This window comes from Streptomyces sp. XD-27 (genome assembly GCF_030553055.1).
GTDB lineage: Bacteria > Actinomycetota > Actinomycetes > Streptomycetales > Streptomycetaceae > Streptomyces.
Genome location: NZ_CP130713.1, coordinates 3,971,978 through 3,995,846, shown reverse-complemented (window position 1 = coordinate 3,995,846; position 23,869 = coordinate 3,971,978). Strand labels below are relative to the sequence as shown.

Genomic DNA, 23,869 nt, shown 5'->3' with positions numbered 1-23,869 from the left:
AAGGCTAGCGGGCTCGCGGGGCGGGGTTCGCCGGGTTCGGGGCGGTCTTCCGCGCCGCTCGCGCACCGCGCGCCGCGCCGTCCGTCCGCGGCGCATCGCTTTCGGTTTCCCGGCGTTCACTCCCGGTTCACGCGGCGGTCGCCGCCGCGCGGTTCTCCGCCCATAGCTTCGGCGCCGGATTGATTCCGACGTCATGTCGGCGCGGGGCGCGCCGGTACCACCCATACGGGACCCAGACCAGGCCCATACGGGACCCATCACGGGACCCGACACGGGACATCTCTCGGAGGAGAAAACGTGCGCAAGCTCCTGCCGCTGCTCAGCTCGCAACACGGCGGGCGTTCCGCCATGACCTGCCGCTTCCGCTGCGGCAACGCCTGCTTCCACGAGGCGTCCAACACCAGCGACAACGAGTACGTCGGCGACGTCATAGCCAGCGCGCTGTCGCGCCGCACCATGCTGCGCGCCGGTGCCGTCGTGACCGTGGGCGCCGCGGCCGGTGCGGCCGTGCTCGGGCAGGGTCCGCAGGCGGAGGCCGCCGTGCCGGTGGCGCTGGAGGGCGAGACCGCCCGCGCCCGACGGGCGGCGCGCGGCCTGCGGTTCACCCCGGTCGCGCCCAACACCACGGACGCCGTCGTCATCCCCGAGGGCTACGGGCAGAACGTGGTCCTCCGCTGGGGCGAACCGATCCTGCGCGGCGCGCCCGCCTTCGACCCGGACAACCAGTCGGCCAAGGCGCAGGCCGGGCAGTTCGGTTACAACAACGACTTCCTCTCCCTGCTCCCGCTGCGGCGCGAGCCGGGCCGTCAGGTGCTCGTGTCCAACCACGAGTACACCGACGAGGTCCTGATGTTCAGGGCCTACGACCCGGAGAACCCCACCCGCGAGCAGGTCGAGATCGCCTGGGCCGCGCACGGCCTGTCCGTGGTCGTGGTGCAGGAGGAGGACGAGACCGGCAAGCTGACCGCCGTCACCCGCCACCACCTCAACCGCCGGGTCACCGCGACGACGCCGTTCAAGGTCACCGGTCCGGCGGCCGGCAGCGAGCTGCTGCGCACCTCCGCCGACCCGACCGGCACCAAGGTGCTGGGCACGCTCAACAACTGCTCCGGCGGCACGACCCCGTGGGGCACGACGCTGCACGGCGAGGAGAACGTCGACCAGTACTTCGGCAACGCCGAGAAGGTCACCGACCCCACCCACGCCGCGCGCCTGAAGCGCTACGACATCAAGGGCGGCGCCAGCGAGCGCAAGTGGGAGCGTTTCGACAAGCGCTTCGACGTCTCCCAGGAGCCGCACGAGCCGCACCGCTTCGGCTGGGTCGTCGAGCTCGACCCGTACGACCCGACCTCTGCGCCCCGCAAGCGCACCCACCTCGGCCGGTTCAAGCACGAGGGCGCGCAGCCGCGGCTGACCGAGGACGGGCGCCCGGTGGTCTACTCCGGCGACGACTCGCGCTTCGAGTACTTCTACAAGTTCGTCTCCAGCAAGCGCATGATGCGCGGCACCAGCCGGGCCGCCCGCGAGCACAACCTCACCCTGCTGGACGAGGGCACGCTGTACGTCGCCAAGCTCACCGGTGACAGCCCGGCGACCGAGATCGACGGCACCGGCAAGCTTCCGAACGACGGCGAGTTCGACGGCAGCGGCGAGTGGATCCCGCTGGCCAGCGGCGACAAGTCCTTCGTCGAGGGCATGACCGCCGAGGAGGTCTACGTCTTCACGCGGATCGCCGCCGACAAGGTGGGCGCGACGAAGATGGACCGCCCCGAGGACATCGAGCCGAGCCCGCGCACCGGCCGGGTGTACCTGGCGCTGACCAACAACAAGGACCGCGGCGCGGCGGGCAAGGCGGCGGCCGACGAGGCCAACCCGCGCAACGCCAACAAGCACGGCCAGATCCTGGAGCTGGCCGAGCGCTGGAACGACCCGGCCTCGGACCGGTTCGCCTGGCGGCTGTTCCTGGTCGCCGGCGACCCGAACGACCCGGCCACCTACTTCGCGGGTTTCCCGAAGGAGCAGGTCAGCCCCATCTCCTGCCCGGACAATGTCGCCTTCGACTCGCACGGCAACCTGTGGATCTCCACCGACGGCAACCAGCTCGGCAGCCACGACGGCCTGTTCGGGGTGGCGACCCGCGGTGAGCGGCGTGGCGAGGTGCGGCAGTTCCTGACCGTGCCGACGGGTGCCGAGACCTGCGGGCCGATCGTGCAGGACCGGCGCGTGCTGGTCGCGGTGCAGCACCCGGGCGAGGTGGACGGGGCCAGCGTCGAGAAGCCGGCGTCGACCTGGCCGGACGGTCCGGGCAAGATCGTGCGGCCGTCGGTCGTCAGTGTGTGGCGCCGCGACGGGGGCGACATCGGCGTCTGACGCGATGCGTCGACAGCGTCGACAGCGTCGACAGCACCGATTACGCCGATAACGGCCCGAGGGGGGCTACGGGGGAAATGAGGAAATGGGGGAAATAGCGGGGGAATAACAGGGGGTGTCCCAGCACGTCGATCTGTGGGGGTCGACGTGCTGGGGCGTTATGGGCCGTTCATGCGGCCTTTCGTATGTCCGGGGACATCGGCGCCAGGAACGGCGGCAGGAAGGTCGGCCGCTGCCCGTCCGGTCTTTCGCCCGGTTTGCCGCCCGCGGTGCCGCCCGCCCTCTCGGCCGCCTTCTCCAGCGCTTTGGGGACATCGGCGACGCACTGGACCACGGCCGATTCCTCCGGTTTCGTGGCGTGTTTTTCCATGAGGATTCCGTCCACGGACACGGCGCATCCGACCGCGTGGGCCGGGGCGGCCTCGCCCACTCCGTTGACCGTGAGGGCCAGGAGTTCGTCCGCGGTGGCCTCGACGGTCGTGGACCATTTGCCCTTGAGGCCCTTCACGGCCCGGTCCTTCGCCATTCCGTCCGCGTCCTCGGCGCCGGTGTCGTAATTCACGTCGAACACCTGCGATCCGGCCGCTTCGTAGGTGACCTGGTGCAGGGATTCCTTCTTCCGTCCGGTGCCGCCGCCGTCGGCGGAACAGCCGCTGAGAAGGATCGGCAGCGCGGTGGAGGCGATGACCGCGGTACGTACACGCATGGGGCTACGGGGTTTCCTGTTCGAGGGTTCGGCTGACTGGCCTTCACCATCCTGACAGCCCGTTGAATATTACGTTCCGGATATTGCGGATCTGCGGGTACGAGCCGGGGCTAAACTCAATGGCTCCCTATTCCCGCAGAGTTGGAAGGTGAGAGGGAAAGGTATGCCGACTCCCGTCCCACCCAACCCGGCGAGCGCGCGCGACAGCCTGTTGCAGAGTCCGCTCGCGCTGCTGGACACCACGATGGACCAGCTCCGTACGCTCATCGTCGTACACGAGACCGGTACGGCGCTGGGCGCCGCCCGGGTCCTGGGCCGCGAGCAGTCGAGCGTGCAGAAGCAGCTCGACACGATGAACCGCAACTTCCGCGAGCTGTGCGGCGAACCGCTCGTGCTCAAACAGGGGCGCGGCAAGGACGTGCTGTTCACCGGCACCGGGCGGTCACTGGTCGAGCTGGCGCGGGGCACGCTCGGCAACTGGCTGGACGGGGTGCACGAGTCGCGCCGCCGGCTGGGCCGGACGCTGATGGTGGGCACCACGCGTTTCACGCTCCCCTATCTCGCCGACGCCGGGGAGCGGGTCGCCGAGGACTTCCGGGAGCGCGGCGTCGAGTTGAAGGTCGGGCACGTACGGACCCGTGACGTCCTGGCCAAGCTGCGCGCCAAGGAGGTCGACCTGGTCTGCGGCAGCGTGGTGACCCGCCCCGGCGGCGACAACGAGCTGGACGCCTTCGACGTGATGGAGTGGCGGCGCAGCGGCGTCTCCCTGCTGACGAACCTGCCCCCCGGGCAGCTGCCGGGCCCCACCGTGGAGACCAGCGAACTGCGCTACCTGCCCCTGGTGGTGTCCACCAGCGGCCTGATGTCGGGCGCCCTGCACACCTGGTTCGGCGCCGACTACCGCAACCGGCTCAACATCGCCGCCGAGATCGACACCATGAACTACGGCTTCGAGCTGCTGCGCTCCGGGCTGCTCCAGGGCTGCATGCTGGTGACGAAGGGGGTCGCGGACGCGGCGGGCGGTCATCCTCCCCCAGGCCTGACTCCCCCAGCGCGGCCGCTGGGCGGTGCCCCCAGGAGGTACCCCCAGCTGCCGGCGCCCGGCGCGGGCGGCACGTCGGTGGCGGTGGATCCCCGGTTCGCGTACGGCAGCGGGCTGCGCTCGGTGGAACTGGTCAACGACACCGGGCCGAGGCTGGAGGTGCTGCTGGGCGCGTTCACCCGGCGCGGCGAGCGCGACCACTACGACAGCGCCCACCCGCTCAACATGCTGTGGGACGCGCTGGCGGCGGAGGGCGCCCGCTGGCGCCGCGAGCAGCGGTGGCCGACGGCGGGACTGGAGCCGGACCCGTTCGAGCTGGCCAACTCCTACGATCCGAGCGAGAGCTGACCGTCCTGGCCGCGGGCACCGCCCTTCAGCGCGTGGCTACGGCGCCGCGTACAGGTCGAGGTCGACCAGCAGCGCCCGGTGGTCGGTGTGCGCCAGGTCCAGGAACCGGGCGGCACGCGGCCGCAGCGTGTCGCTGACCAGTACGTGGTCGATCTGCGCGCCCAGCACCGGGGCGGTCAGGCTCGGCCACGACGGCGTACGCGACGCACCTGTCGCCCGCGCGCTGTCCCGCAGCCCCGTGTCCAGCACGGAGCGGAACGCCGCGTGGTCCTGGGTGGCGTTGAAGTCGCCCGCCACCATCGTGGCCTCGCCGCCGCGCCCGGCCGCGTAGGCGCGCAACCGGCCCAGCTCGGCGCGCCACAGGTCCACCCCGCCCGGCTCCGGCGGCATGGGGTGGGCGACCTGGATGTGGACGCGCTGCCCGTGGACCGTGGCCACCGAGCGCGGCATGGCCAGCGTGGCGTCGATCCCCTCCTCGTTCCGGAGCGGGTGGCGGCTGAGGATCGCCGAGCCTTCGGCCGGGGCGCCGGTGACGACGTTCCGGTACGGATAGCTCGCGCGTACGGCGGGGCTGTCGAGCGCCGCCGCGCATCGGACGTCGCACTCCTGCACCGACACCAGGTCCGGGCGCTCCCGGCGCAGCGTGCTCAGCAGGCCGTCCGTGGCCCCGCCGTACTCCAGGTTGGCGCTCAGCACGCGCAGCCGGGCCACCACCGGGCCGCTCGGCTCGGGCCCGGCCGGGCCGTCGTAGGGCTGGGTGAACCAGCCGGTGGCCGCGGCCGCCACCAGGGCCCAGACGCAGCCGGCGGCCCACCGGGCGGCCACGGCCAGGAGCAGCGCGAGCAGCACGGGGACCAGCAGCCACGGCAGGAAGGCCAGGAGTTGCGGGACCGGGGTGATGCCGTCCGTGTCGGCCGCCCGGCAGCCCAGCACGACGCTGGCCGTGGCGAGCGGGGGGATGGCGCACCAGGCGGCGATCCGCCGTCCCCGCGGGCGCGGCAGCCGCACGTACGGCGCGAGCGCCATGAAGCGGGCCGGGGGCTTGGGCAGCGGCTCGGTGCCCCGCCGCTCCGCGACGGACGGTTCCACGTTTCGGCCTCTCGGTGGGCGGCGGGCGCGGCGTACGGGTCGATTCTCCCTCGGAGGCGCGCCGGGCCCGCTCCGGACCCCGGGGGCGCACGGGGTCCGCACCAAGTAAGTTGATTTTTATACGAGTTAACCCTTCGCCGAGCCCGGCGGTATGCCAGACTGCTTGATCGTGACCGAACAGACCGTCGCGATCGAACGACTCATGGCGGTGGAGCAGGCGATCGAGGTGTTCGCCGACGGCGGCTTCGTGATCGTCTTCGGCGACGAGTCCCGGGGGAACCACGGCGATCTGATGCTCGCCGCCGAGTACACCCACGAGGACGCGCTGAAACAGATGCTGGACCACACCTCGGGCGTCGTCTGCGTGGCCCTGCCCGACGAGCGCGCCGCCGCGCTGCGGCTGCCGCAGATGGTCGCGGACAACTCGGGGCTGCACGAGACCGCGTTCACCGTCTCCGTGGATTTCAAGGCGTCCGCCACCACCGGTGTCCCGGCCCGGGAGCGTGCCCGTACCATCCAGGCGCTCGCCGACCCCGCCACCGCGCCGGAGGACCTCGGCCGTCCCGGGCACGTCTTCCCCGTACGCGCCGAGCCCGGCGGTGTGCTCCAGCGCGACGGGCACACCGAGGCGGCCGTCGACCTGTCCCGGCTCGCGGGGCTGTCCGGCACCACCGCCATGTGCGAGATCGTCACGCCGGACTGGGGCACGGCGCGCTACGACGACCTGAGCCGCCTGGCGGCCAGCCGCCTCCTCCCGATGATCTCGGTCCGCGATCTGGCGGCGTACCGGCTGGCGCGCGTGCAAGATCGAGTGGCCGGCTGGTAACCCCGGGTCTACGTTCGAAAGTGGCGTTCGAAAATTTCGACAAGGGTGGACGCCACCAGTAACGCCACCAGTGGTGAACGCCACCGTTCACCGACGCTGACACCGGGACCCACCATGGCGACTCCCCGCCCGGTATCGGAGACGGGCACCGTCGAGGAAGCGACACACCACGGCAAGGGCATCGCGCTCGCCGTCATCGCGTCCTGCCAGCTCATGGTCGTCCTGGACATCACGATCGTGAACATCGCGCTCCCGCAGATCCAACGGGCGCTGGACTTCTCCACGACCAGCCTGTCCTGGGTGGTCAACGCCTACACCCTCACCTTCGGCGGACTGCTGCTGCTCGGCGGCCGGACCGGCGACATCCTGGGCCGCCGCCGGATGTTCGTCTTCGGCGTGCTGCTGTTCGTCTTCGCCTCCCTGCTCGGCGGGCTCGCCCAGAACTCCGGCCAACTGCTGGCCGCCCGCGCCCTGCAAGGAGCCGGCGGCGCCATCGCCTCCCCCACCTCGCTGGCACTGATCACCACGACCTTCGACGAAGGCCCGGAGCGCAACCGGGCCTTCGGGGTGTTCGCCGCCGTCTCGGCGGGCGGCGGCGCCATCGGACTGCTGGCGGGCGGCATCCTCGTGGAGTGGCTCGACTGGCGCTGGATCTTCTTCGTGAACGTCCCCATCGGCGTGCTGATCGCGTTCGCCACCCTGCGGGTCATCCGGGAATCCGAGCGCCACGCGGGCCACTTCGACCTCGCCGGCGCCCTCACCTCCACGCTCGGCATGGTCGCCCTGGTCTACGGCTTCATCCGCGCCGCGCAGGACGGCTGGCGCGACGGCTGGACGCTGGCCGCGTTCGGCGCGGCGGTCGCGCTGCTCGCGGCGTTCCTCGCCATCGAGCGGCGCTCCACCCAGCCCATCACCCCGCTGAGGATGTTCGCCGACCGCAACCGGGCCGGCACGTACGGGATGATGCTGAGCCTGGCCGCCGCGATCTTCGGGATGTTCTTCTTCCTCACCCTCTTCGTCCAGAACGTCCTGGACTTCAGCCCGATCCAGGCGGGCCTGGCCTTCCTGCCGGTCAGCGCGGTCATCGCGGTGGGCGCGGGGCTGGCCTCCCAACTGCTGCCCCGGTACGGGCCGAAGCCGTTCATGGTCACGGGGGCGATCCTCTCGGCGACCGGGCTGGCCTGGCTGACGCTGACCGACATCCACAGCACGTACGCCGGGAGCGTCCTCGGGCCGATGCTGGTGTTCAGCCTCGGCATGGGGCTGCAGTTCGTGTCGCTGACGCTGATGGCGGTCTCCGGGGTCGCACCGCGCGAGGCGGGCGCGGCGTCCGGCCTGCTCAACGCCACGCAGCAGGTGGGCGGCTCGCTGGGGCTCTCCATCCTGGTGACGGTGTTCTCCACGGCCAGCCGCAACAAGGCGGAGGACCTCGTGCCGGAGTTCATGGTGCGGGCGACCCCGCGCGAGCGGCTGCTGTTCCGGCGCACCGGTCAGCTGCCGGGGCACTGGGGGGACGAGGTGCTGACGGCGGGGGTGTCCTCCGCGTTCGTGGCGGCCGCGATCTTCACGGTGGTGGCGGCGCTGATCGCGCTCCTGGCGATCCAGGTGCGGCCGTCGGACCTGGAACGACTCCAGGGGACGGGCCCGCCCGGGGTGTGACGCCGGCGCGGGGCGCCGGTCACAGCCCCGCGCCGCGCAGCGCCAGCACCGTCTCCACCGTGTCCGCCTCCGCCGCCGCCTTGTCCTCCCGGTACCGCACCACCCGCGCGAACCGCAGCGTCACCCCCGCCGGGTACCGCGTCGACCGCTGCAACCCGTCGAACGCCACCTCCACCACCAGCTCGGGCCGCACCCGCACCACCCACCCGTCGTCGCTGACCGCGATCCGGCGCAGCGCCGCGGTCTGCCACTCCAGCATGGCGTCCGTCAGCCCCTTGAACGTCTTGCCGAGCATGAGATACGTGCCGTCCGCCCGCCGTGCGCCCAGGTGCAGGTTGGACAGCTTCCCGGTGCGGCGCCCGTGCCCCCACTCGGCGGCCAGCACCACCAGGTCGAGCGTGAGCACCGGCTTCACCTTGAGCCAGGACGCCCCGCGCCGCCCCGCGCTGTACGGGGCGTCCAGGGCCTTGGCCATGACCCCCTCGTGGCCGCGCTCCAGCACCGCCCGCTGGAACTCCCGTGCCGCGCGCCGGGTCGCCTCGTCGGCCGGGTCCGCCACCACCAGCCGCCGTACCCGCCGGTGCTCGGGGGCCACCCGTGCCAGCTCGGCGTGCCGCTCCCGGGTCGGCAGCGCCAGCAGGTCCCGGCCGTCCACGGAGAGCAGGTCGAAGAAGACCGGGGACAGCGGCAGCGTCTCCCGCGCGCCCGCTACATCGAGCCGGGAGCCGACCCGCCCGGCGACCTCCTGGAACGGCCGGGGCCGCCCCGCCGCGTCCAGGGCGATCACCTCGCCGTCCAGCACGGCCCGGTCCACCGCCAGCTCCCGCGCCGCCGCGACCACCTCCGGCAGCCGCGCGGTGATCTCGTCGAGGGCGCGGGTGTAGATCCGCACGTCCGCGCCGTCGCGGTGCACCTGCACGCGGATGCCGTCCAGCTTCTCCTCGACCGCGCACGGGCCGAGCCGGTCCAGCGCCTCGTCCAGGTCCTTCGCGCTCTGGGCGAGCATCGGCAGCACCGGCCGCCCCACCTCCAGCCGGAACCGGTCCAGCGCCGCCGTACCCTCCGCGAGCAGCGCCCGCGCGACCGCGCCGAGCGACCCTCCCAGCATCACGGCGCGGCGTACGTCGCCGGGGTCCGCGCCCACCGCGGCGGCCAGCCCCTCGGCGGCGAGCGCGTCCAGCGCGCCTTGCCGCAGCTCCCCGCCGATCAGCCGCAGCAGGAAGGACTGCTCCGCCTCGGTGGCGGCGGACATCAGCGCGCCGAGCTGCTCCTTGCGCCGCGCCGCCGCCCCCTTGCCCGCGACGGCCGCGATCCCCTCCAGCGCCGCGTCGACCTCCCGTACCTCCAGGCGGGGCTCCGGGGCGGGTGGCGGTCGGTCGCGCAGTGCGCTCCAGCCCACGCCGGTACGGCGCTGCGGCAGCCTGCCCGCCAGATATGTGATCACCACCGGGGCCTCGTCGGGCGGCGTCCGGGAGAACAGCCGGGCGAGCGCGGCCACCTTCTCCGTACGGGCGGACGTGGCCGCGACCTCCTCGGAGGTCCGGGCGACGTCGGCCAGCAGCATGCCCTCATCGTCACCCGGCCCGGACGCCGCCGCAGCTCGCGCGCGCGGGGTGGACACGCCGTCGTCCGGGTGACGGTGACGGCCGCCGCGCGAACGGGACGGTACTCCTACAGGTGGCGCACCTCGCAGTTGGTCCGCCCCTGGTACGACCTGTAAGGAGAGGCAAGATGGCGCAGGGCACCGTGAAGTGGTTCAACAGCGAGAAGGGCTACGGCTTCATCGCGGTCGACGGCGGTGGGCCGGACGTGTTCGTGCACTACAGCGCGATTTCGGCTACCGGCTACCGCAGTTTGGACGAGAACCAGCGGGTCGAGTTCGAGGTGGCGCAGGGCGAGCGGGGCCCGCAGGCGGACCAGGTCCGGTCACTGCACACCTGAGCCCGCGCCCGCATCCTGCCCGGGGCCGACCGCCGCCTGCCGCGGTCGGCCCTTCGCGCCGCGTACCTCCAGACCGCCGAGGAGCTCGCGGGTCGCGGCGGCGACGGCGTCCACGGCCTCCTCGAAAACGGCCCTGTTGTGGGCGGCGGGCGCGTGGAAGCCGGACACCTTGCGTACGTACTGCAACGCGGCCGCCCTGATGTCCGCGTCGGAGACCTCGGGCATCGCGGGCGGCCGGAGCGTCTTGATACTTCGGCACATGGTTCCAGTGTTACGTGTGGTTCCGGTGTTTCGTGGTCGCCTGCCGTAGGTCGCTTGCCGTTCCCGGTGCTACTCCTTGCCCTCGCCCTCGACGGCCGAGGGGTCCATCCAGAAGACCTCCCAGAGGTGGCCGTCCAGGTCCTGGAAGCTCCGGCCGTACATGAAGCCCTCGTCCATGGGCTCCTTCGACGGCTTCCCACCGGCGGCGAGCGCCTTGTCGGCCAGCTCGTCCACCCGCTCCCGGCTCTCGACGCCGAGCGCCACGATGGCCTCCGCGCCCTTCGAGGTGTCGACGATCTCCTTGTCCGTGAACGACTTGAAGAACGGCTCGACCAGCAGCATCGCGTAGATGTCGTCGCTGATCACCATGCAGGCGCCCTTCTCGTCGGTGAACTGGGGGTTGAACGAGTAGCCGAGCTGCTCGAAGAAGCCGATGGACTTGTCGAGGTCCTTCACCGGCAGGTTGACGAAGATCTTGGTGCTCATGGGGTGCCTCATCTCTGTGTGTCCGGACTGCTCGTATGCGTAGACCGCAGGAGTTCGCGAAACTCATCGCCCTCGCGATGACGAGTTCCCCGGATTTCCCGTCCGGTGGCGATGTCAGTGGTCCGTCCTAGGCTGAGGAACGAAGGGGAGGGTTCCTCGATGAGCGATCTCACGGCTACGGAAACGGCCACGGACGACGGCAGCGCGCGGGACGTGGAGGCGTCGCTGGAGCGGCACCGCGCGGAACTGACCGGGTACTGCTACCGGATGCTGGGCTCGGCCTTCGAGGCCGAGGACGCCGTCCAGGAGACCCTGGTGCGCGCCTGGCGCGGCATAGGGAAGTTCGAGGGGCGGGCGGCGCTGCGCTCCTGGCTCTACCGCATCGCGACCAACGTCTGCCTGGACATGCTCAACGGCAGGCTGCGCAGGGCCCGGCCGATGGACCTGGCGTCCCCGGTGAGCGCGAGCGCGCCGCTGCCCGACGCCCTGCCCGAGGCCACCTGGATCTCCCCGGTCCCGGACGGCCGGGTGCTGCCGGAGAACGGCGATCCGGCCGACCTGGCGGTGGCGCGGGAGAGCATCCGGCTGGCGTTCGTGGCGGCCTTGCAGCACCTGGCGCCCCGGCAGCGCGCGGTGCTGATCCTGCGCGAGGTGCTGGCCTGGAAGGCGAGCGAGGTCGCGGAGCTGCTCGGCACCACGGTCGCGTCGGTCAACAGCGCCCTCCAGCGCGCGCGTGCGGCGCTCGCCGCCCGCGAGATCGCCGACACCGCCCTGGCCCCGGCCATGGACGAGGAGCAGCGCGACCTGCTGGCGCGTTACGTGGCCGCCTTCGAGGCGTACGACCTGGACGCGCTCACCTCGCTGCTGCGGGAGGACGCGACGCTGTCCATGCCGCCGTACGAGCTGTGGCTGCGCGGCCACGCGGACATACGCGCGTGGATGCTGGGCACCGGGATCGGCTGCCGGGGCTCGCGGCTGGTGCCGGTGGTGGCGAACGGCACCCCGGCGTTCGGCCAGTACCGCCCCAGCGCGACGGGTTCCGGTCACGAGCCGTGGGCGTTGCAGGTCGTGGAGGTGTCAGGGACCCGGATCACCGGGCTCAACGCCTTCCTGGACACCGAGCGGCTGTTCCCGCTCTTCGGCCTCCCGGCGCGACTCGACCCGTAGCGGGCCACCGGGCGGCGACCGTTTCGCGGCGCCCGCCGCCGGCGCGCGCTCGTCTGGCGGCTCGGGTTCGTCTGGCGGCTCGGGTTCGTCTGGCCGCTCGGGTTCGTCCGGCGGTTCGGGCTCGTCCAGCAGGGGGAGTACGTCGTCGAACCCGGCCAGCGCGATCAGCGCGCGCAGCGCGGGCCCGGCCCGGCGGAGCGCCATCCCCCGCCCGTACCGCCCGGCGGTGAGCCGCAACCGGGCCAGCGCGTCGAGGGCGACGGCGTCGGGCCGGGTGAGGGCGCGGACGTCGCAGATCACCACGGGCGGGCACGCGGCGGCCTCCGGGGCACCGTCACGGAGCAGGGCACGCAGGCGCGCGCACAGCACGGCGACGTCGTCCCGGTGGACGGGGGCGGGGACGACCAGCACGGTGGGGTGTGGCGACCCGGGCGGGGTGCCTGCGGGTGGGGCTGCGGCTGCCATGCGCGGTCTGCTCCTGACTCCTGGGCGATGCGACGTGCCTGACTCCTGGGCGATGTGACCTGTGGGAGTAGGACTGCCCGACGAGGTGGAAGTCATCGCCACCGCGCCGTACCCGCGACCTGTGCCGTACCCGCGACCCGTGCCGTCCGGTTCGACGCACTGTCCCGGGCGTCGCGTTGCGTCTTACGATCATCACTCCGCGTACGAGGGGGCTTTGATGACGGCGGGTGGGTCGGCGGGGCGCAGGGCGGCGGAGGCGCGGCGGCAGGAACGTGAGCTGCGCGAGCAGTGGTTGGCGGCCCGGCAGCGGGCCTGGCGGTGGGAGGCGGCGAGCAAGGGGGAACAGCGCATCGCCGCCCAGCTGCTCGTGCTCGTCCAGCGCGGCTGGCGGCTGCTGGTGGACCGGCGCTGGCCGGGGACGTGCTCGGCCAACGTGGACATGCTGCTGGTCGGACCGGGCGGGGTCTTCGTCATCGACGTCAAGAACTGGCGCTCGGCCCCGGAGACCACGAGCGGCCGGCTGTACGCGGGCGGCGAGGACCGGCACGGGGAGGTCGACAAGCTGCTGGCGGTGACCCGGACGACGGAGCGGGCCGTCGAGGAACTGGGCCTGTCACCCGTAGCCGTACACCCGGTGATGGCCTTCACCGGCCGACGGCTCCACACCACGCTGGGCCGGGTCCGGCTGGTGGGGGAGTACGAGGTGGGCGCGGCGCTCGCGGCCCAGCGGGCCAGGATCGGCGCGGCGGCGGTCGGGCTCGTCGCGGGGCATCTGGAGACGGTCTTCACGGCGTACGAGGACTCCGCGGTGGAGGCTGACGCGGCCGAGGGTTCCACGGTCGGGGTGGTCGGTGCGGTCGAGGGCTTCGCGGCCGCGGCCGGTGCGGTCGACGGTTCCACGGTCGAGGCGGGCGCGGCTCCGCCGCGCGGCGGCGGCTCCATCTCGGTGCCGCCGGGCAGCCCCTTGGGGCCGGGCCAGGGGGACCCGGCGAGCCATGCGGCGGAGCCGCGTACCGACACCGGCCCTCGCCCCGGCCTCCCCCAGCGCGGTGGCGCCACCGGAGCACCAGCGCCCGCCGGTGGTCCCGCGCCCGCCGCTGGAGCGTCCGTACGCGCCGCACGGGAAACCGCGCCCGGTACCGCTACCGCTGCCGGTGCCGGAGGCGACGATGCGCTGTTCGATCTCGGCGGGTTGCGTGACGCGGTGGTCGACGCGGCCCGACAGGGCCCGATCGAGCGCTGGATGACCTTCCTCGACGCCGGCCAGATCCCGCTCGTACGGCGCAACTGGTCCGGCCCCGCCCGGATCAGCGGCCCGGCGGGCACCGGCAAGACGGTGGTCGGCCTGCACCGCGCCGCCTACCTCGCGCAGCGCACCACCAAGCGCGTCCTGTACGTCACGTTCGCCAACAACCTGCCCCGCGTGCAGGGCACGTTCCTGCGCGCCATGTCCCCCGAGGTGGCCGAGCGGGTCGACTTCCGCAGCGTGCACGCCTGGGCGGGAGAGTTCCTGCGCGAGCGGGGCGTCAGCACCCGACTGCATCGCAAGACGGCCGAGACCGCGTTCAACCTCGCCTGGATCCACACGGGCCGGGGCAGCTGCCTGGCGGAGATCGAACCGGCCCCGCACTACTGGCGCGACGAGATCGACTACGTCATCAAGGGACGCGGCATCACCGCCTTCGAGGACTACGCCGCCCTCCGCAGGCGCCGCAGGCTGACGGTGCTGCGCCGCCCGCACCGGGAGGCGGTGTGGGCCCTGTACGAGGAGTACGAGCGCCGCCGCCGGGAGAAGGACGTCCACGACTTCAACGACGTCCTCCTGCTGGCGAGGGACGAGGCGCGGGCCCGCCCCGACCTCTCGCCGTACGGCGCCGTCGTCGTGGACGAGATCCAGGACCTGACCCTGGTCGGCGTGCAGATGCTGCACGCCCTGGTCGGCGACGTACCCAACGGCCTGCTGCTGATCGGCGACGGCCAGCAGGCGGTCTATCCGGGCGGTTTCCGGCTCTCCGACGCGGGGATCGACATCCGCGGCGACCGCGGCCAGGTGCTGCGCACCAACTACCGCAACGCCAGGGAGATCCTGGAAGCGGCGCTGGAGGTCGTCGCCGACGACCAGTTCGAGGACATCGACGGCAGCCGCACGCCGGGCCGCCGCGACATCGACCTCACGTACCACGACGGCCGGGTGATCCGGGTCGCCGAACGGTCCCTGCACGACCACGACCAGGCGCTGCTGGCCGCGCTGCGCGCACGAGGCGGAGGCGACGGTGGCGGTGCCGGCCGGGGCTGGGGCGACACCGCCGTGCTGTGCCCGTCCCGGCGCGACATCGAGCGCTACCACCGGCTGCTGGACCGGGCGGAGATACCGGTCTGCACGCTGGAGAACTACGAGGGCCACCCGGTCGACGCGGTGAAGCTGGGCAGCTACCGGCGGGCCAAGGGACTGGAGTTCAAGCATGTGTTCCTGCCGCGCCACGACGCGGCGCTGCCGGGGGCGCCGCACGCGGCCCCGGAAGGGAATGCGGCCCCGGAAGGGAATGATGTGGTGCGGGAGCGGGAGGAACTGGCCCGCAGCCAGCTGTTCGTCGCCATGACCCGGGCGCGCGACACGCTGTGGCTGGGCAGCGTCCGGCCCCCGGCCGCCACCACCTCGGAGGACAGCTCATGACGGAGCGCGCCCCGGCCCGCCTCAAGGTCGCCGTACTCGGCGCCGGGAGCATCGGCTGCCACCTCGGCGGCAGTCTCGCTCCGTACGCCGACGTCACCCTGATCGGCCGCCGGGCGGCCATGGACGCGCTGGACGAGCACGGACTGACCCTCACCGGGGGCGGCCGCCCGAGCCTCCGCCTCGACCCGGGAGCCGTACGCACGGCCCGTTCGCCCGCGGCCGCGGCCGGAGCCGACTACGTCCTGGTGACGGTCAAGTCCCCGGCGACCCGCGACGCCGCCCGCGAGCTGGCCGCGCACCTCACTCCCGGCACCGTGGTGGTGAGCTTCCAGAACGGCCTGCACAACCCGCGGATCATCAGCTCCGTACTCGGCCCCGGACACACCGTGCTGGCGGGCATGGTCCCGTACAACGTGGTGCGCGCGACCGGCGCCGGACCCTCTGACACGCCCCCCGCCGCGACCCCTGTCGGGTACCACCAGGGCTCCGGTGGCGCCCTCATGATCGAGGACCGTCCGGAGGCCGCCGCGCTGGTCCGGGCCCTGGGCCGGGCCGGACTACGGGTCCAGGTCTGCCGCGACATGCCCGCGGTCCAGCGCGCCAAACTGCTGATGAACCTCAACAACGCGGTCAACGCGCTGTCCGGCCTGCCGCTGCGCGAGGAGCTGGGGCAGCGGGCGTTCCGTACGTGCCTGGCGCTGTGCCAGGCCGAGGCGCTCGCCGCGTTCCGCGCGGAGGGCGTCCGCCCGGGCCGCGTCGGCGCGCTCCCCGCTCCCCTCATGCCCCGCCTGCTGCGCCTGCCGGACCCGCTCTTCCGCCGTCTGGCGGCCTCGCCCCTCGCAATCGACGCCCACGCGCGCTCCTCCATGTGGGAGGACCTGCGGCGCGGCCGCCCCACGGAGATCGACACCCTTCAGGGCGAGATCGTCGCGATGGCCGCCCGCCATGGCCTTCCGGCCCCGGTCAACGCCCGTCTCGTCACCCTCGTACGGCAGGCGGAGGCAGCCGCCCCGGAGCGTGGCCGCACGTGGACGGGCCCCGAGCTGCTGGCGGACCTCCGGTCCCAGCGGGCCTGACGCTCCTCGCCGGGCGTTGGCGGTCTCCCGGCGCCGGGAGGACGCTGGAGGGAGAGGCCACGAGGGGCCGGACCCTGCGGGCCCCCGGGCCGACGGACGTACCTGGAGGTGCGGGAACGATGACGAAGTTCATGGACGTACACCGTGGGATGAAGGGCATCACGCCGGACCAGCTCAAGGCGGCCCACGAGGCCGATGCCGCGATCGAGGGCGAGGAGAAGGTCCACTTCGAGCGCGCCTGGGCCGATCCGGAATCCGGCACCGTCTACTGCCTGTCCGAGGGCCCGTCGGCTGACGCGGTAAAGCGGATACACGAGCGGACGGGCCACCCGGCCGACGAGATCCACCCGGTGCCGCTCACGATCTGACGGAGGTTCGGTCAGACCCCGGCGGCGAGCTTGAGCGTGATGACACCGGCGATGATCGAGGCGAAGGAGAGCAGTTTGGGGAGGGTGATCTTCTCCCGGTAGACGACCGAGCCCAGGACGACGGTGCCTATGGAGCCCGCACCGGTCCAGATGGTGTAGCCGACGCCGACGTCGAGGGTTTTGAGCGCGAGGCTGAGGGTGAAGATGCCGCCTGCCGCGGCGAGCAGCGTGAAGACGGAGGGCCAGAGCTTGGTGAAGCCCTTCGTGGCGTTGGTGCCGAGGGCGAAGGCGATCTCGAAGACGATGGCGATCGCGAGGTAGATCCAGGTCATGGCGGTGTTCCTTTGCTGGTCAGAGGGTGTGCCGGGGGCAGAGGAGCGCGGGGGCGGACGAGGGGTCAGCCGGCGGCCGGCTGAGCGGACTGCGTCTGCCGCCTGTCGGCGAGCTTGAGGCCGAGGACGCCGCCGATGATCAGGACGAAGGCCAGGGCCTTCCAGGCGTTGAGCGTCTCGTTGAAGATCACGGTGCCGAGGATGACCGTTCCGACGGAGCCGATGCCGGTCCAGACCGTGTAGCCGACGCCGACGTCGAGGGTCCGCAGGGCGAGACTCAGGAAGAAGATCCCGCCCGCGGCCGCGGCGGCGGTGAGCAGCGAGGGCCACAGCTCGGTGAAGCCGTGCGTGGCGTTGGTGGCGAGCGCGAAGACGACTTCGAAGACCGAGGCGATGAGCAGGTAGATCCAGGCCATGGGTGGTTCCTCCGTCAGCTTTAATTGTATGTACGTGCAAGTTTCTGCTGTCGAGGAGAAGCATGTACGTGCAAGTAAGCTGGTGTCAACCAAGGGAGAGACGAAGATGCCCGCAGGCCCCGCCGCGCAGCCGTCCGGCGCGCAGGACGCGCAGATGTGGAACCGCGTACTGTCCCTGCACGCACACGTCGAGCACCGCCTCGGCACGGCGCTCCAGCGCCGGCACGGCCTCGGCCTGTCCGAGTACCGGGCGCTCGGGCACCTCGCGGCAGCGCCGGACAGCGAGCTGCGCATGCAGGAACTGGCCGACAGGCTCGGCCTCAACCAGAGCTCGGTGACCCGACTGGTCGGCCGCCTGAACGCGGCCGGCTTCACGCACCGCGACACCTGCCCCGACGACAAGCGCGGCGTCTACACCGTGCTCGACGACTCCGGCCGCGCCCGCCACGAGGAGGCTCGCGCGACCTACGAGGAGACCCTGGCCGCGGCCCTGGACGAGTCGGCCCGGTCCGACCCGGCCACAGCGGCCGCCCTGACCGCCCTGCGATCCGCCCTCACCTGACCCGCCGAGCCCACCGTCGCCTCCACCGCCGTGTCCACCGCGGCGTCGACCGTCGCCTCCACCGCTGTCTCAGTTCGCCACGGCACGGACGATCAGCGTGCCGATGTGCCCGGGCGTCGGCGCGTCGAGCACGTACGCGTCGGCGTCCGCGAACCCGGCCCGCAGCAGGAGGCTCACCCACTTGCGGGGTGTGTGGCTGTAGCGGTACGTGAACATGGCCTTGCCCGCGAACCCGCCCTTGTACATCCCTTGGGGGCCGTACGCCCCGGGGATGGCCGGGGGATGCGAGAACGCCAGAACGCCGCCGGGGTTCAGCCGCTCCGCGACCAGGGGGAGCAGCTTGGCCGGGTCGGTGAACCAGACGGCGCCGAAGATCGAGTAGATGGCGTCATAGGTCTCGGTGCTGCCGCGGAGGTGTTCGAGTACCTCGGCACAGATGAACCGCGCGCTCGTCGACTCCCAGCGTGCGGACGTGCGCGCGACCATGACGGGTGAGAGATCCACACCGGTCGCCATGACCCCCTGCCGCGCGAGGTAGGCCAGGGCCCGCCCCGTGCCGCATCCGATCTCCAGCACGGACCCCGGCTCGCCGAGTAACTCGGGACCCGGCCCGTGCCCGGCGTACTGCGTCCAGCGAAAGACGGGCTCGGACTCGTACACGTCCTTCTTCGTGCTCTCGGCGTAGGCGTCCCAGAGTTCGCGTTCGGCGTCGATGTCGTGGCGTGCGGGCAACGGGCGTCCCTTGTGCGGTGGTTGGGGATACGGCGGCAACCCCGGCCCTCGGGGAGGAGGGCAGGGGCAGGCACTCTAGTGCCGCTTCAGTGGCTGTCGGGGACCTTGTTGTCACATGGCGAGCAGTCCGAGGCGTCCACCTCCCACAGCTCGTCGTCGACGTCGAAGCCGTTCCTGCGCAACAGGTCGGCGGTCCGCATCACCGTGCCGTCGCGGCGGCGTTCGACCAGCGGCGCGTGGTGCTTGTAGTGCCCTGCGTTGTACTCGTCGCACAGTGCGAAGTAGACGGGTGTGTCGAGGATGAGCTGATGGACGCCGATGTCCACGGTGTAGCCGACGCCCATGTCCACGCCGGGGTTCTCCATGGCGGTGATCAGGTAGGCGATCCCCTGGCCGAGGATGCGTTCGGCGAGGCTGCGGACCGCCACACTGTCGCGGAGCAGAAGCCGAACCTCGCGCTCCCAGAGGTCGGCCACGCCGACATCCGCGACCAGGTGCGGCACGCGTTGTTCTAACGCGTTGAGGATGACGCGCGGATCACGGGTCCGCGTCTGGACTGCTGTACTCATCGTGCGGTCTCCTCCTCATTTCGGAGTTTGCTGCACTTGCTGCCCCGTCCCTGCGGAGCCGTTGAGACGGGGAGTTCAGCGATGCTGGAGGGCCTCAACGCGTCCAGCCGCATGCCTCTGCTCTCGGCGATGCGCAACGCGTCGGTCAACGCCTCGGTCAGCCGGTTCACCAGGAACCGCAGTTCTCTGGTGTCCGCCTTACGGTTATCGACCAGCATCCGCGCGTGCTGGATCATCTCGGTGCCCATGCGAAGCTGCACGGCCTCCATCTCGTCGGCGAGCTTCGTCAGGTGGCTGTCGGTGCCGTCGTCACTGATGAGATAGGCGGGCTGCCCGGCCGGACCGGGCCACGGCAGCAGCCGCGGCTGCGCGGTCACCGTGCCGCCACCCTCACGCCGTGAATCCAGCGGGTGCCGACGTCGACGCCATGGACTGCGAGCCACAGCGTCCGCCGACGATGGGGCTGACGTCGCGCTTCCTGACACCGCTCGTGTGCGACGAGGTACGGCCGGACCAGCGCGACGTCCTCCGCGTGCACGGCAGGCGCCGTCGCGGCGGGCGCAGGTGGCAGGTTGACCGTGGGCGCGCCCTGCAGGCTGGTGGTGGACGAAGGGTGGGCCGCGCGGTGGCGCCCAGGCGCGGGCAGTAACAGCCGCAGCAGCCACTCAACGATTCGGGCGATAGTCTCTTCCATGTTGACGCTCCAAGGCAGCGTTGACCACGCCCCCGGACCGACGCACATCGGTCGCGGGGGTCTATCGAAGCCAACTGTCCTGCCTCGTCTAGCTGCTGACTTCCCGCCCGTGGGTATCCCCATCATGGGTAGGCTGACTGTCAGGTCAATGCGACACACTGTCACCAGCATGCGCAACGAGGCATCTCATGACCGCTTACAGGCCGCACACGGCGCTCCCGCGTGAACTCCTTGATCGCACGGACATGAGAACCGCGATCGCGACCCATGATTTCGGCACGGTGTTCTTCCTCGCACGTAGCGAGGCCGGGATCAGCTACTCGAAGATTGCGGCCGAATGCGACATCAAACCGGAGCGCGTGGGGGCCTTGGCGCGTGGTCAAGGTAGCGTGACCACATTCGACAAGATCGCACGGATTGCCGATGCATTACGCATCCCTGGCGATCTCCTCGGTCTCGCTCCGCGCGAATGGGAGGTTTCGCCGCCGGGTCGGATCACCACCATGCCTGCGCATTCCACTGCCACGAACGGAGACGGAGACGAAGTGCGGCGCAGGGAGTTCTTCAAAGCATCGGCCGGAACCGGGCTCGCCGTGGGGTTGCACGACCTCACTCGCCCGCAGGCACACCGCCGGGTCGGAAGCGACCTTCCTGAGCGACTCCGGGAGCGCACAGCCCGCTTGCGGCGCCTTGACGACGTACTCGGAGGCAGGGACACCTACCGGGTCTACCTCGGTGAGTACCAGGCCACGAAGGCTCTGATCCGCGATACCACCTGCACCGAAGAGACCAGCCGGGCCTTACTCTCCGTACTGGCCGAGCAAGCGCAGCAAGCTGGCTGGGCCGCGTTCGACGCCGGTAGGCATGCAGACGCAGCCGGGCTTTACGAGGCCAGCCACAAGGCCGCGGTCGATGCTGGAGATACCTCGCTCGCAGGTAACGCGCTCGCCTTCCTCGCCTACCAGACGGTCAACGGCGATCGGCAAGCCGGGATAGAAATCGCTGCCCGCTCGTGTGAGATTGCGGGTCCCGATGCGGCTCCAGGCGTGCGCGCGCTGCTGTACGAGCGGCTTGCGTGGGCGTACGCGGTCGCGGGCCACGCCTCTGAGACAGAGCGCGCCCTCAACGGCGCGGAGGCCGCGCTCGCTGAGATCGACGGCACCCCGCAGCCGGACTGGGTGACGTGGGTCGACCGCAACGAGCTGCGCATCATGACCGGCCGGTGTTGGACGGAGCTTCGGCGGCCACTCCGTGCTGTCCCCGCCCTGGAGACCGCGTTGGCTCAGTACGACGACACCCACGCACGAGACAAGAGCCTCTACCTGTCGTGGCTGGCCGAGTCCTACGTTTTCGCGGGGGAGATCGAGCAGGCCGCCGCCATCACGGGGCGCGCATTGGACCTTTCCGCCGGGGTGGCTTCTGCCCGCCCCTGGGAGCGGCTTGCTCCCGTACTGCGGCGGCTCGGCGAGTACCAGGCGCTACCAGCCGTCGCCGAGGTCCTGGAGAAGGCCAGTACCTGATGCTCACTTCGCCGCAACCGACTCGACAGTCGTAGCCACCCATCGAAGGTACGCATCCGATCCCGCCACGATTGGCACGGCCGAGATCTCCGGGTTCTTCCACGGGTGGTGTGCCAGGAAGTGGGCCTCTACTTCGGGATACCTGTCGGCCCGGGTCTTCAGCAGCAGTTGCCACTCCTCACCGGTCCCGAACTCGCCCTCATGCCAGAAGGCGGAGACCACTGGACCGACGATCTGTGCCCCGGCAGCCAGGCGAGCCATCACCACGGACCGGGCCAGCTCCACCGCCTGCTCACGGGTCTCCGTTGCTGTCGACACCTGGAGAAAGTCAGCCATGCGAGCGAGCCTATCCCCGTGGCCACGACACATTGGTCGATTCGATGAGGGCCTTCCCGATGATTCACTCTGGCTGTGACCCGTCGAGTAGGGACCGCAGCGCGTTGCTCACGGGTGGCACACTCCTGCTCCGTGGCTGACATAGCAACTCAAGTAGTGCCGGTGGCCTCCGCGCTTGCGGGACCGGCACGCCGAGCAGGAAGCCAGGTCGCTCCAGTCGTATGCCGACCTTCTGCAGGCGGCCACGGACATCGCACGTACGCTCCGGCAGACCGCTGAGCAGCTGGACGAGGGTCGCGAGGTCGACATGCACGAGGTTGTGGCGGTTGTCGATGGCCACATAGGCCAAGTGCGGCGGCAGGGGACCGTGGTGCGCCTCGTGGGGCCGCGCAGGGCCTTCGACCTCGTCACGTCGTTGGAGGATCAGGTCGCCCCCGTCTACCGCCTGCTCGCTGAGGTCGCGCGGTCGCGCGACGGCTCCGTTCTGGTGGAGCCTGCCCGGCGGTTGATGAGGAGCCGGGATGCGATCACCGATCACTTGCGGGAGACCGGAGGGCTCTCCTGACCCGACCCGTCGGACGGGCCTTGGCCCGACGACGGAGAACGGGCGGGCCGGTCGGGCCGCCTCGTGCGTGAGTGTGGAGCTTGCGAACCGGCCCGCACGCGTTGCTGGTGCGTGCGCCCCTCCAGGCGCGCGCACCAGCGCCCCACGGCAGGAGCTAGGCGGGGGTCATCCGCTGCATCTGGATTCCGTGGCGTTTGCCGATCTCGATGAGGCGGTCGATGTCCGGTGCCGCGTCCGACTGGGGCGGCAGTTCGCGCCGTTGGGCGGGTTCGCCCGCCTCCTCGAAGAACTTGTCGATGCCGCCCGGCGTGTAGGTGACCAGGATCCGCGTCGTGCTGGTGGGCTCGAACCGTTCCAATGTGCCCTCGGGGATGTGGAAGAAGTCCCCGGGGCCGCCGTCGACCGTCTTGTTGCCGATGTGGTACCGCAGTGTCCCCTCGATGACGTAGACGCTCTCGGTCCCGGGGTGGATGTGGGGCGGCGGGCCCATTCCCTCCGGGATGGTCATCTCCATCACGGTCATTTCGCCGTTGGTCTCATCGCTCGATGCCTTGACCTCGTAAAGGCCGTTCAGCATCCAGAACGCCTTTCCTTCACCGCTGCGGCGCACGTGGGCGTTCTTCGCCACGGGACGCCTCCTCTCCTCAGGGGACCTGCACCATGGGTTCCCACCGGAGGGCGCGGCCGAAGGCCGCCATATGGGTGGGGCGGCGCCTCAGGTGTGCTGGGTGGGACGGGAGCCGAGGTGAGTCAGGATCAGGGAGGGGATACGAGGGCTGATTCCGCCCAGGGCCGCCAGGATCCGGTACGGCGTGCCGGGGATGCTGAGGCGCCGGTTGCGGGCGAGGTCGCGCAGGGCGGTGTCGGCGACCTGGGCGGCGGGCAGCCACAGGAAGCCGGGGACGCGCGAGATGTCCCTGCCCGTGCGCTGGTGCAGTTCGGTGCGGACGTAGCCGGGGCACAGGGCCATGACGCGGACACCGGGCCGGACGGTGTTCCCGTGGCGCAGGCTCTCACTGAAGGCCGTCATCCAGGCCTTGGAGGCGCCGTACGTGCTGCGGGGGTAGAGCGCCCAGATGGAGGCGACGTTGATGATGCCGCCGCGGCCGCGGGCGTTCATGGCGGGCAGCGCCGCGTGGGTCAGGCGCAGCACGGCCTCGCAGTGCACGCGCAGCATGCGGATCTCGTCTTCCACCGGCACCCGCGGGAACGGAGCGGGGTGAGCGAATCCGGCATTGTTGACCAGGATGTCGACACCGGCGGCCGCGCGTTCCTCCACCAGGGCCAGGTCCTGTTCCTGAGCCAGGTCGGCGACGAGGGCGTCGGCGGCGACGCCGTGGGTCCGGCGCATCGCCGTGGCGGTGGCGCGCAGGCCCTGCTTGTCGCGGCCTACCAGCAGGAGGTCGCAGCCTTTGGCGGCGAGCCGGTCGGCGAACGCGGCGCCGATCCCCCTGCTTCCCCCGGTCACCAGGGCACGTGGCACGGTTCTCCTTCCCTGCGGACGACCGCCAGTTGGCTGGTGGCACGGAATGCTGCCAGCGGCGTGCGGCGCGTCAAGGACGGCGTTCTGGTCATCCACCTGGCCGAGATCGCTGATCAGGGGCGGGCATCCTCGCCTGACGGCTAGGGTCCCCGCGAAGCGGAGTCGGTCACGAGGCGTGCGGG

Annotated in this window: 27 protein-coding genes; 12 read left to right on the top strand and 15 right to left on the bottom strand. The window is 71.5% G+C overall.

Annotated elements, in window-relative coordinates; genetic code table 11:
• Positions 1–297 precede the first annotated feature (297 nt).
• The gene (locus Q3Y56_RS17185; RefSeq protein ID WP_304462792.1) at positions 298–2,370 is read left to right on the top strand and encodes a PhoX family phosphatase; all 2,073 of its coding nucleotides are present in this window, start codon (positions 298–300) and stop codon (positions 2,368–2,370) included.
• 169 nt (positions 2,371–2,539) lie between these two features.
• On the opposite strand, the gene Q3Y56_RS17180 is transcribed toward Q3Y56_RS17185, so the two are convergent.
• Complete coding sequence (locus Q3Y56_RS17180) at positions 2,540–3,076, bottom strand: hypothetical protein (protein WP_304462791.1); 537 nt, start codon at positions 3,074–3,076, stop codon at positions 2,540–2,542.
• Positions 3,077–3,320: 244 nt separating this feature from the next.
• Between Q3Y56_RS17180 and Q3Y56_RS17175 the strand changes: the two genes are divergently transcribed.
• Positions 3,321–4,466, top strand: a complete 1,146-nt coding sequence (locus tag Q3Y56_RS17175; RefSeq protein WP_304465655.1) for a LysR family transcriptional regulator — start codon at positions 3,321–3,323, stop codon at positions 4,464–4,466.
• Between the two features lie 36 nt (positions 4,467–4,502).
• Here Q3Y56_RS17175 and Q3Y56_RS17170 read toward each other — a convergent pair whose 3' ends face one another.
• Positions 4,503–5,555 carry an endonuclease/exonuclease/phosphatase family protein gene (locus Q3Y56_RS17170; RefSeq protein ID WP_369696760.1) on the bottom strand — a complete coding sequence of 351 codons (1,053 nt, stop codon included), beginning with the start codon at positions 5,553–5,555 and terminating at the stop codon, positions 4,503–4,505.
• A gap of 169 nt (positions 5,556–5,724) precedes the next feature.
• Here Q3Y56_RS17170 and ribB point away from each other — a divergent pair, with 169 nt between their 5' ends.
• The gene (gene ribB, locus Q3Y56_RS17165) at positions 5,725–6,381 is read left to right on the top strand and encodes a 3,4-dihydroxy-2-butanone-4-phosphate synthase (RefSeq protein ID WP_304462790.1); all 657 of its coding nucleotides are present in this window, start codon (positions 5,725–5,727) and stop codon (positions 6,379–6,381) included.
• A 114-nt stretch (positions 6,382–6,495) separates the two neighbouring features.
• Positions 6,496–8,040, top strand: a complete 1,545-nt coding sequence (locus tag Q3Y56_RS17160; protein ID WP_304462789.1) for an MFS transporter — start codon at positions 6,496–6,498, stop codon at positions 8,038–8,040.
• Positions 8,041–8,059: 19 nt separating this feature from the next.
• On the opposite strand, the gene Q3Y56_RS17155 is transcribed toward Q3Y56_RS17160, so the two are convergent.
• Positions 8,060–9,604, bottom strand: coding sequence for an ATP-dependent DNA ligase (locus tag Q3Y56_RS17155; protein WP_304462788.1), 1,545 nt, complete (start codon positions 9,602–9,604; stop codon positions 8,060–8,062).
• Between the two features lie 167 nt (positions 9,605–9,771).
• On the opposite strand from Q3Y56_RS17155, the gene Q3Y56_RS17150 reads away from it, so the two are divergent.
• Positions 9,772–9,981, top strand: a complete 210-nt coding sequence (locus tag Q3Y56_RS17150) for a cold-shock protein (RefSeq protein WP_304462787.1) — start codon at positions 9,772–9,774, stop codon at positions 9,979–9,981.
• Here the strand turns inward: Q3Y56_RS17150 and Q3Y56_RS17145 are convergent.
• On the bottom strand, positions 9,967–10,242 hold the full coding sequence (locus Q3Y56_RS17145; protein ID WP_304462786.1) for a DUF2277 domain-containing protein: 276 nt from the start codon (positions 10,240–10,242) through the stop codon (positions 9,967–9,969). The genes Q3Y56_RS17150 and Q3Y56_RS17145 overlap by 15 nt on opposite strands.
• A 69-nt stretch (positions 10,243–10,311) precedes the next feature.
• Positions 10,312–10,728, bottom strand: coding sequence for a VOC family protein (locus tag Q3Y56_RS17140; protein WP_304462785.1), 417 nt, complete (start codon positions 10,726–10,728; stop codon positions 10,312–10,314).
• A gap of 159 nt (positions 10,729–10,887) precedes the next feature.
• On the opposite strand from Q3Y56_RS17140, the gene Q3Y56_RS17135 reads away from it, so the two are divergent.
• A complete protein-coding gene (locus Q3Y56_RS17135; protein ID WP_304462784.1) occupies positions 10,888–11,895 on the top strand; it encodes a sigma-70 family RNA polymerase sigma factor in 1,008 nt (335 codons plus the stop codon).
• Here the strand turns inward: Q3Y56_RS17135 and Q3Y56_RS17130 are convergent.
• The gene (locus Q3Y56_RS17130) at positions 11,806–12,360 is read right to left on the bottom strand and encodes an STAS domain-containing protein (protein ID WP_304462783.1); all 555 of its coding nucleotides are present in this window, start codon (positions 12,358–12,360) and stop codon (positions 11,806–11,808) included. The genes Q3Y56_RS17135 and Q3Y56_RS17130 overlap by 90 nt on opposite strands.
• A gap of 217 nt (positions 12,361–12,577) precedes the next feature.
• On the opposite strand from Q3Y56_RS17130, the gene Q3Y56_RS17125 reads away from it, so the two are divergent.
• The 3 genes from Q3Y56_RS17125 to Q3Y56_RS17115 all read left to right on the top strand — a co-directional run bounded on the left by Q3Y56_RS17125 (position 12,578) and on the right by Q3Y56_RS17115 (position 16,478).
• Entirely contained in the window at positions 12,578–15,034 is a 2,457-nt protein-coding gene (locus Q3Y56_RS17125) for a nuclease-related domain-containing DEAD/DEAH box helicase (RefSeq protein WP_304462782.1), read from the top strand.
• Positions 15,031–16,110: a 2-dehydropantoate 2-reductase gene (locus Q3Y56_RS17120; RefSeq protein WP_304462781.1), complete on the top strand. Its 1,080-nt coding sequence runs from the start codon at positions 15,031–15,033 to the stop codon at positions 16,108–16,110. Before Q3Y56_RS17125 ends, Q3Y56_RS17120 begins: the two co-directional genes overlap by 4 nt.
• Positions 16,111–16,229: 119 nt before the next feature.
• Positions 16,230–16,478 (top strand): SCO4226 family nickel-binding protein, encoded by a 249-nt coding sequence (locus tag Q3Y56_RS17115; protein WP_304462780.1) that lies wholly within the window; start codon positions 16,230–16,232, stop codon positions 16,476–16,478.
• A gap of 11 nt (positions 16,479–16,489) precedes the next feature.
• Here the strand turns inward: Q3Y56_RS17115 and Q3Y56_RS17110 are convergent, their stop codons facing one another.
• Together Q3Y56_RS17110 and Q3Y56_RS17105 are read right to left on the bottom strand one after the other, a co-directional pair.
• The gene (locus Q3Y56_RS17110) at positions 16,490–16,810 is read right to left on the bottom strand and encodes a multidrug efflux SMR transporter (protein ID WP_304462779.1); all 321 of its coding nucleotides are present in this window, start codon (positions 16,808–16,810) and stop codon (positions 16,490–16,492) included.
• Positions 16,811–16,875: 65 nt separating this feature from the next.
• Positions 16,876–17,226 (bottom strand): multidrug efflux SMR transporter, encoded by a 351-nt coding sequence (locus Q3Y56_RS17105; protein WP_304462778.1) that lies wholly within the window; start codon positions 17,224–17,226, stop codon positions 16,876–16,878.
• 106 nt (positions 17,227–17,332) lie between these two features.
• On the opposite strand from Q3Y56_RS17105, the gene Q3Y56_RS17100 reads away from it, so the two are divergent.
• Entirely contained in the window at positions 17,333–17,788 is a 456-nt protein-coding gene (locus Q3Y56_RS17100; RefSeq protein ID WP_304462777.1) for a MarR family winged helix-turn-helix transcriptional regulator, read from the top strand.
• A gap of 69 nt (positions 17,789–17,857) precedes the next feature.
• Here the strand turns inward: Q3Y56_RS17100 and Q3Y56_RS17095 are convergent, their stop codons facing one another.
• The 4 genes from Q3Y56_RS17095 to Q3Y56_RS17080 form a co-directional block, all read right to left on the bottom strand.
• On the bottom strand, positions 17,858–18,520 hold the full coding sequence (locus tag Q3Y56_RS17095; protein ID WP_304462776.1) for a class I SAM-dependent methyltransferase: 663 nt from the start codon (positions 18,518–18,520) through the stop codon (positions 17,858–17,860).
• Positions 18,521–18,606: 86 nt separating this feature from the next.
• Positions 18,607–19,089, bottom strand: a complete 483-nt coding sequence (locus tag Q3Y56_RS17090) for a hypothetical protein (RefSeq protein ID WP_304462775.1) — start codon at positions 19,087–19,089, stop codon at positions 18,607–18,609.
• Complete coding sequence (locus Q3Y56_RS17085) at positions 19,086–19,466, bottom strand: hypothetical protein (protein ID WP_304462774.1); 381 nt, start codon at positions 19,464–19,466, stop codon at positions 19,086–19,088. The genes Q3Y56_RS17090 and Q3Y56_RS17085 overlap by 4 nt, the downstream gene beginning before the upstream one ends.
• Positions 19,463–19,783: a hypothetical protein gene (locus Q3Y56_RS17080; RefSeq protein WP_304462773.1), complete on the bottom strand. Its 321-nt coding sequence runs from the start codon at positions 19,781–19,783 to the stop codon at positions 19,463–19,465. Before Q3Y56_RS17080 ends, Q3Y56_RS17085 begins: the two co-directional genes overlap by 4 nt.
• Positions 19,784–20,028: 245 nt before the next feature.
• On the opposite strand from Q3Y56_RS17080, the gene Q3Y56_RS17075 reads away from it, so the two are divergent.
• Complete coding sequence (locus tag Q3Y56_RS17075; protein WP_304462772.1) at positions 20,029–21,303, top strand: helix-turn-helix transcriptional regulator; 1,275 nt, start codon at positions 20,029–20,031, stop codon at positions 21,301–21,303.
• A 3-nt stretch (positions 21,304–21,306) separates the two neighbouring features.
• Here Q3Y56_RS17075 and cutA read toward each other — a convergent pair whose 3' ends face one another.
• Positions 21,307–21,639: a divalent-cation tolerance protein CutA gene (cutA, locus tag Q3Y56_RS17070; RefSeq protein ID WP_304462771.1), complete on the bottom strand. Its 333-nt coding sequence runs from the start codon at positions 21,637–21,639 to the stop codon at positions 21,307–21,309.
• Between the two features lie 175 nt (positions 21,640–21,814).
• Here cutA and Q3Y56_RS17065 point away from each other — a divergent pair, with 175 nt between their 5' ends.
• On the top strand, positions 21,815–22,204 hold the full coding sequence (locus Q3Y56_RS17065; RefSeq protein ID WP_304462770.1) for a hypothetical protein: 390 nt from the start codon (positions 21,815–21,817) through the stop codon (positions 22,202–22,204).
• A 154-nt stretch (positions 22,205–22,358) separates the two neighbouring features.
• Here Q3Y56_RS17065 and Q3Y56_RS17060 read toward each other — a convergent pair whose 3' ends face one another.
• Together Q3Y56_RS17060 and Q3Y56_RS17055 are read right to left on the bottom strand one after the other, a co-directional pair.
• Complete coding sequence (locus Q3Y56_RS17060; RefSeq protein WP_304462769.1) at positions 22,359–22,832, bottom strand: cupin domain-containing protein; 474 nt, start codon at positions 22,830–22,832, stop codon at positions 22,359–22,361.
• Positions 22,833–22,919: 87 nt separating this feature from the next.
• Positions 22,920–23,687: an SDR family oxidoreductase gene (locus Q3Y56_RS17055; protein WP_304462768.1), complete on the bottom strand. Its 768-nt coding sequence runs from the start codon at positions 23,685–23,687 to the stop codon at positions 22,920–22,922.
• Positions 23,688–23,869: the final 182 nt, after the last annotated feature.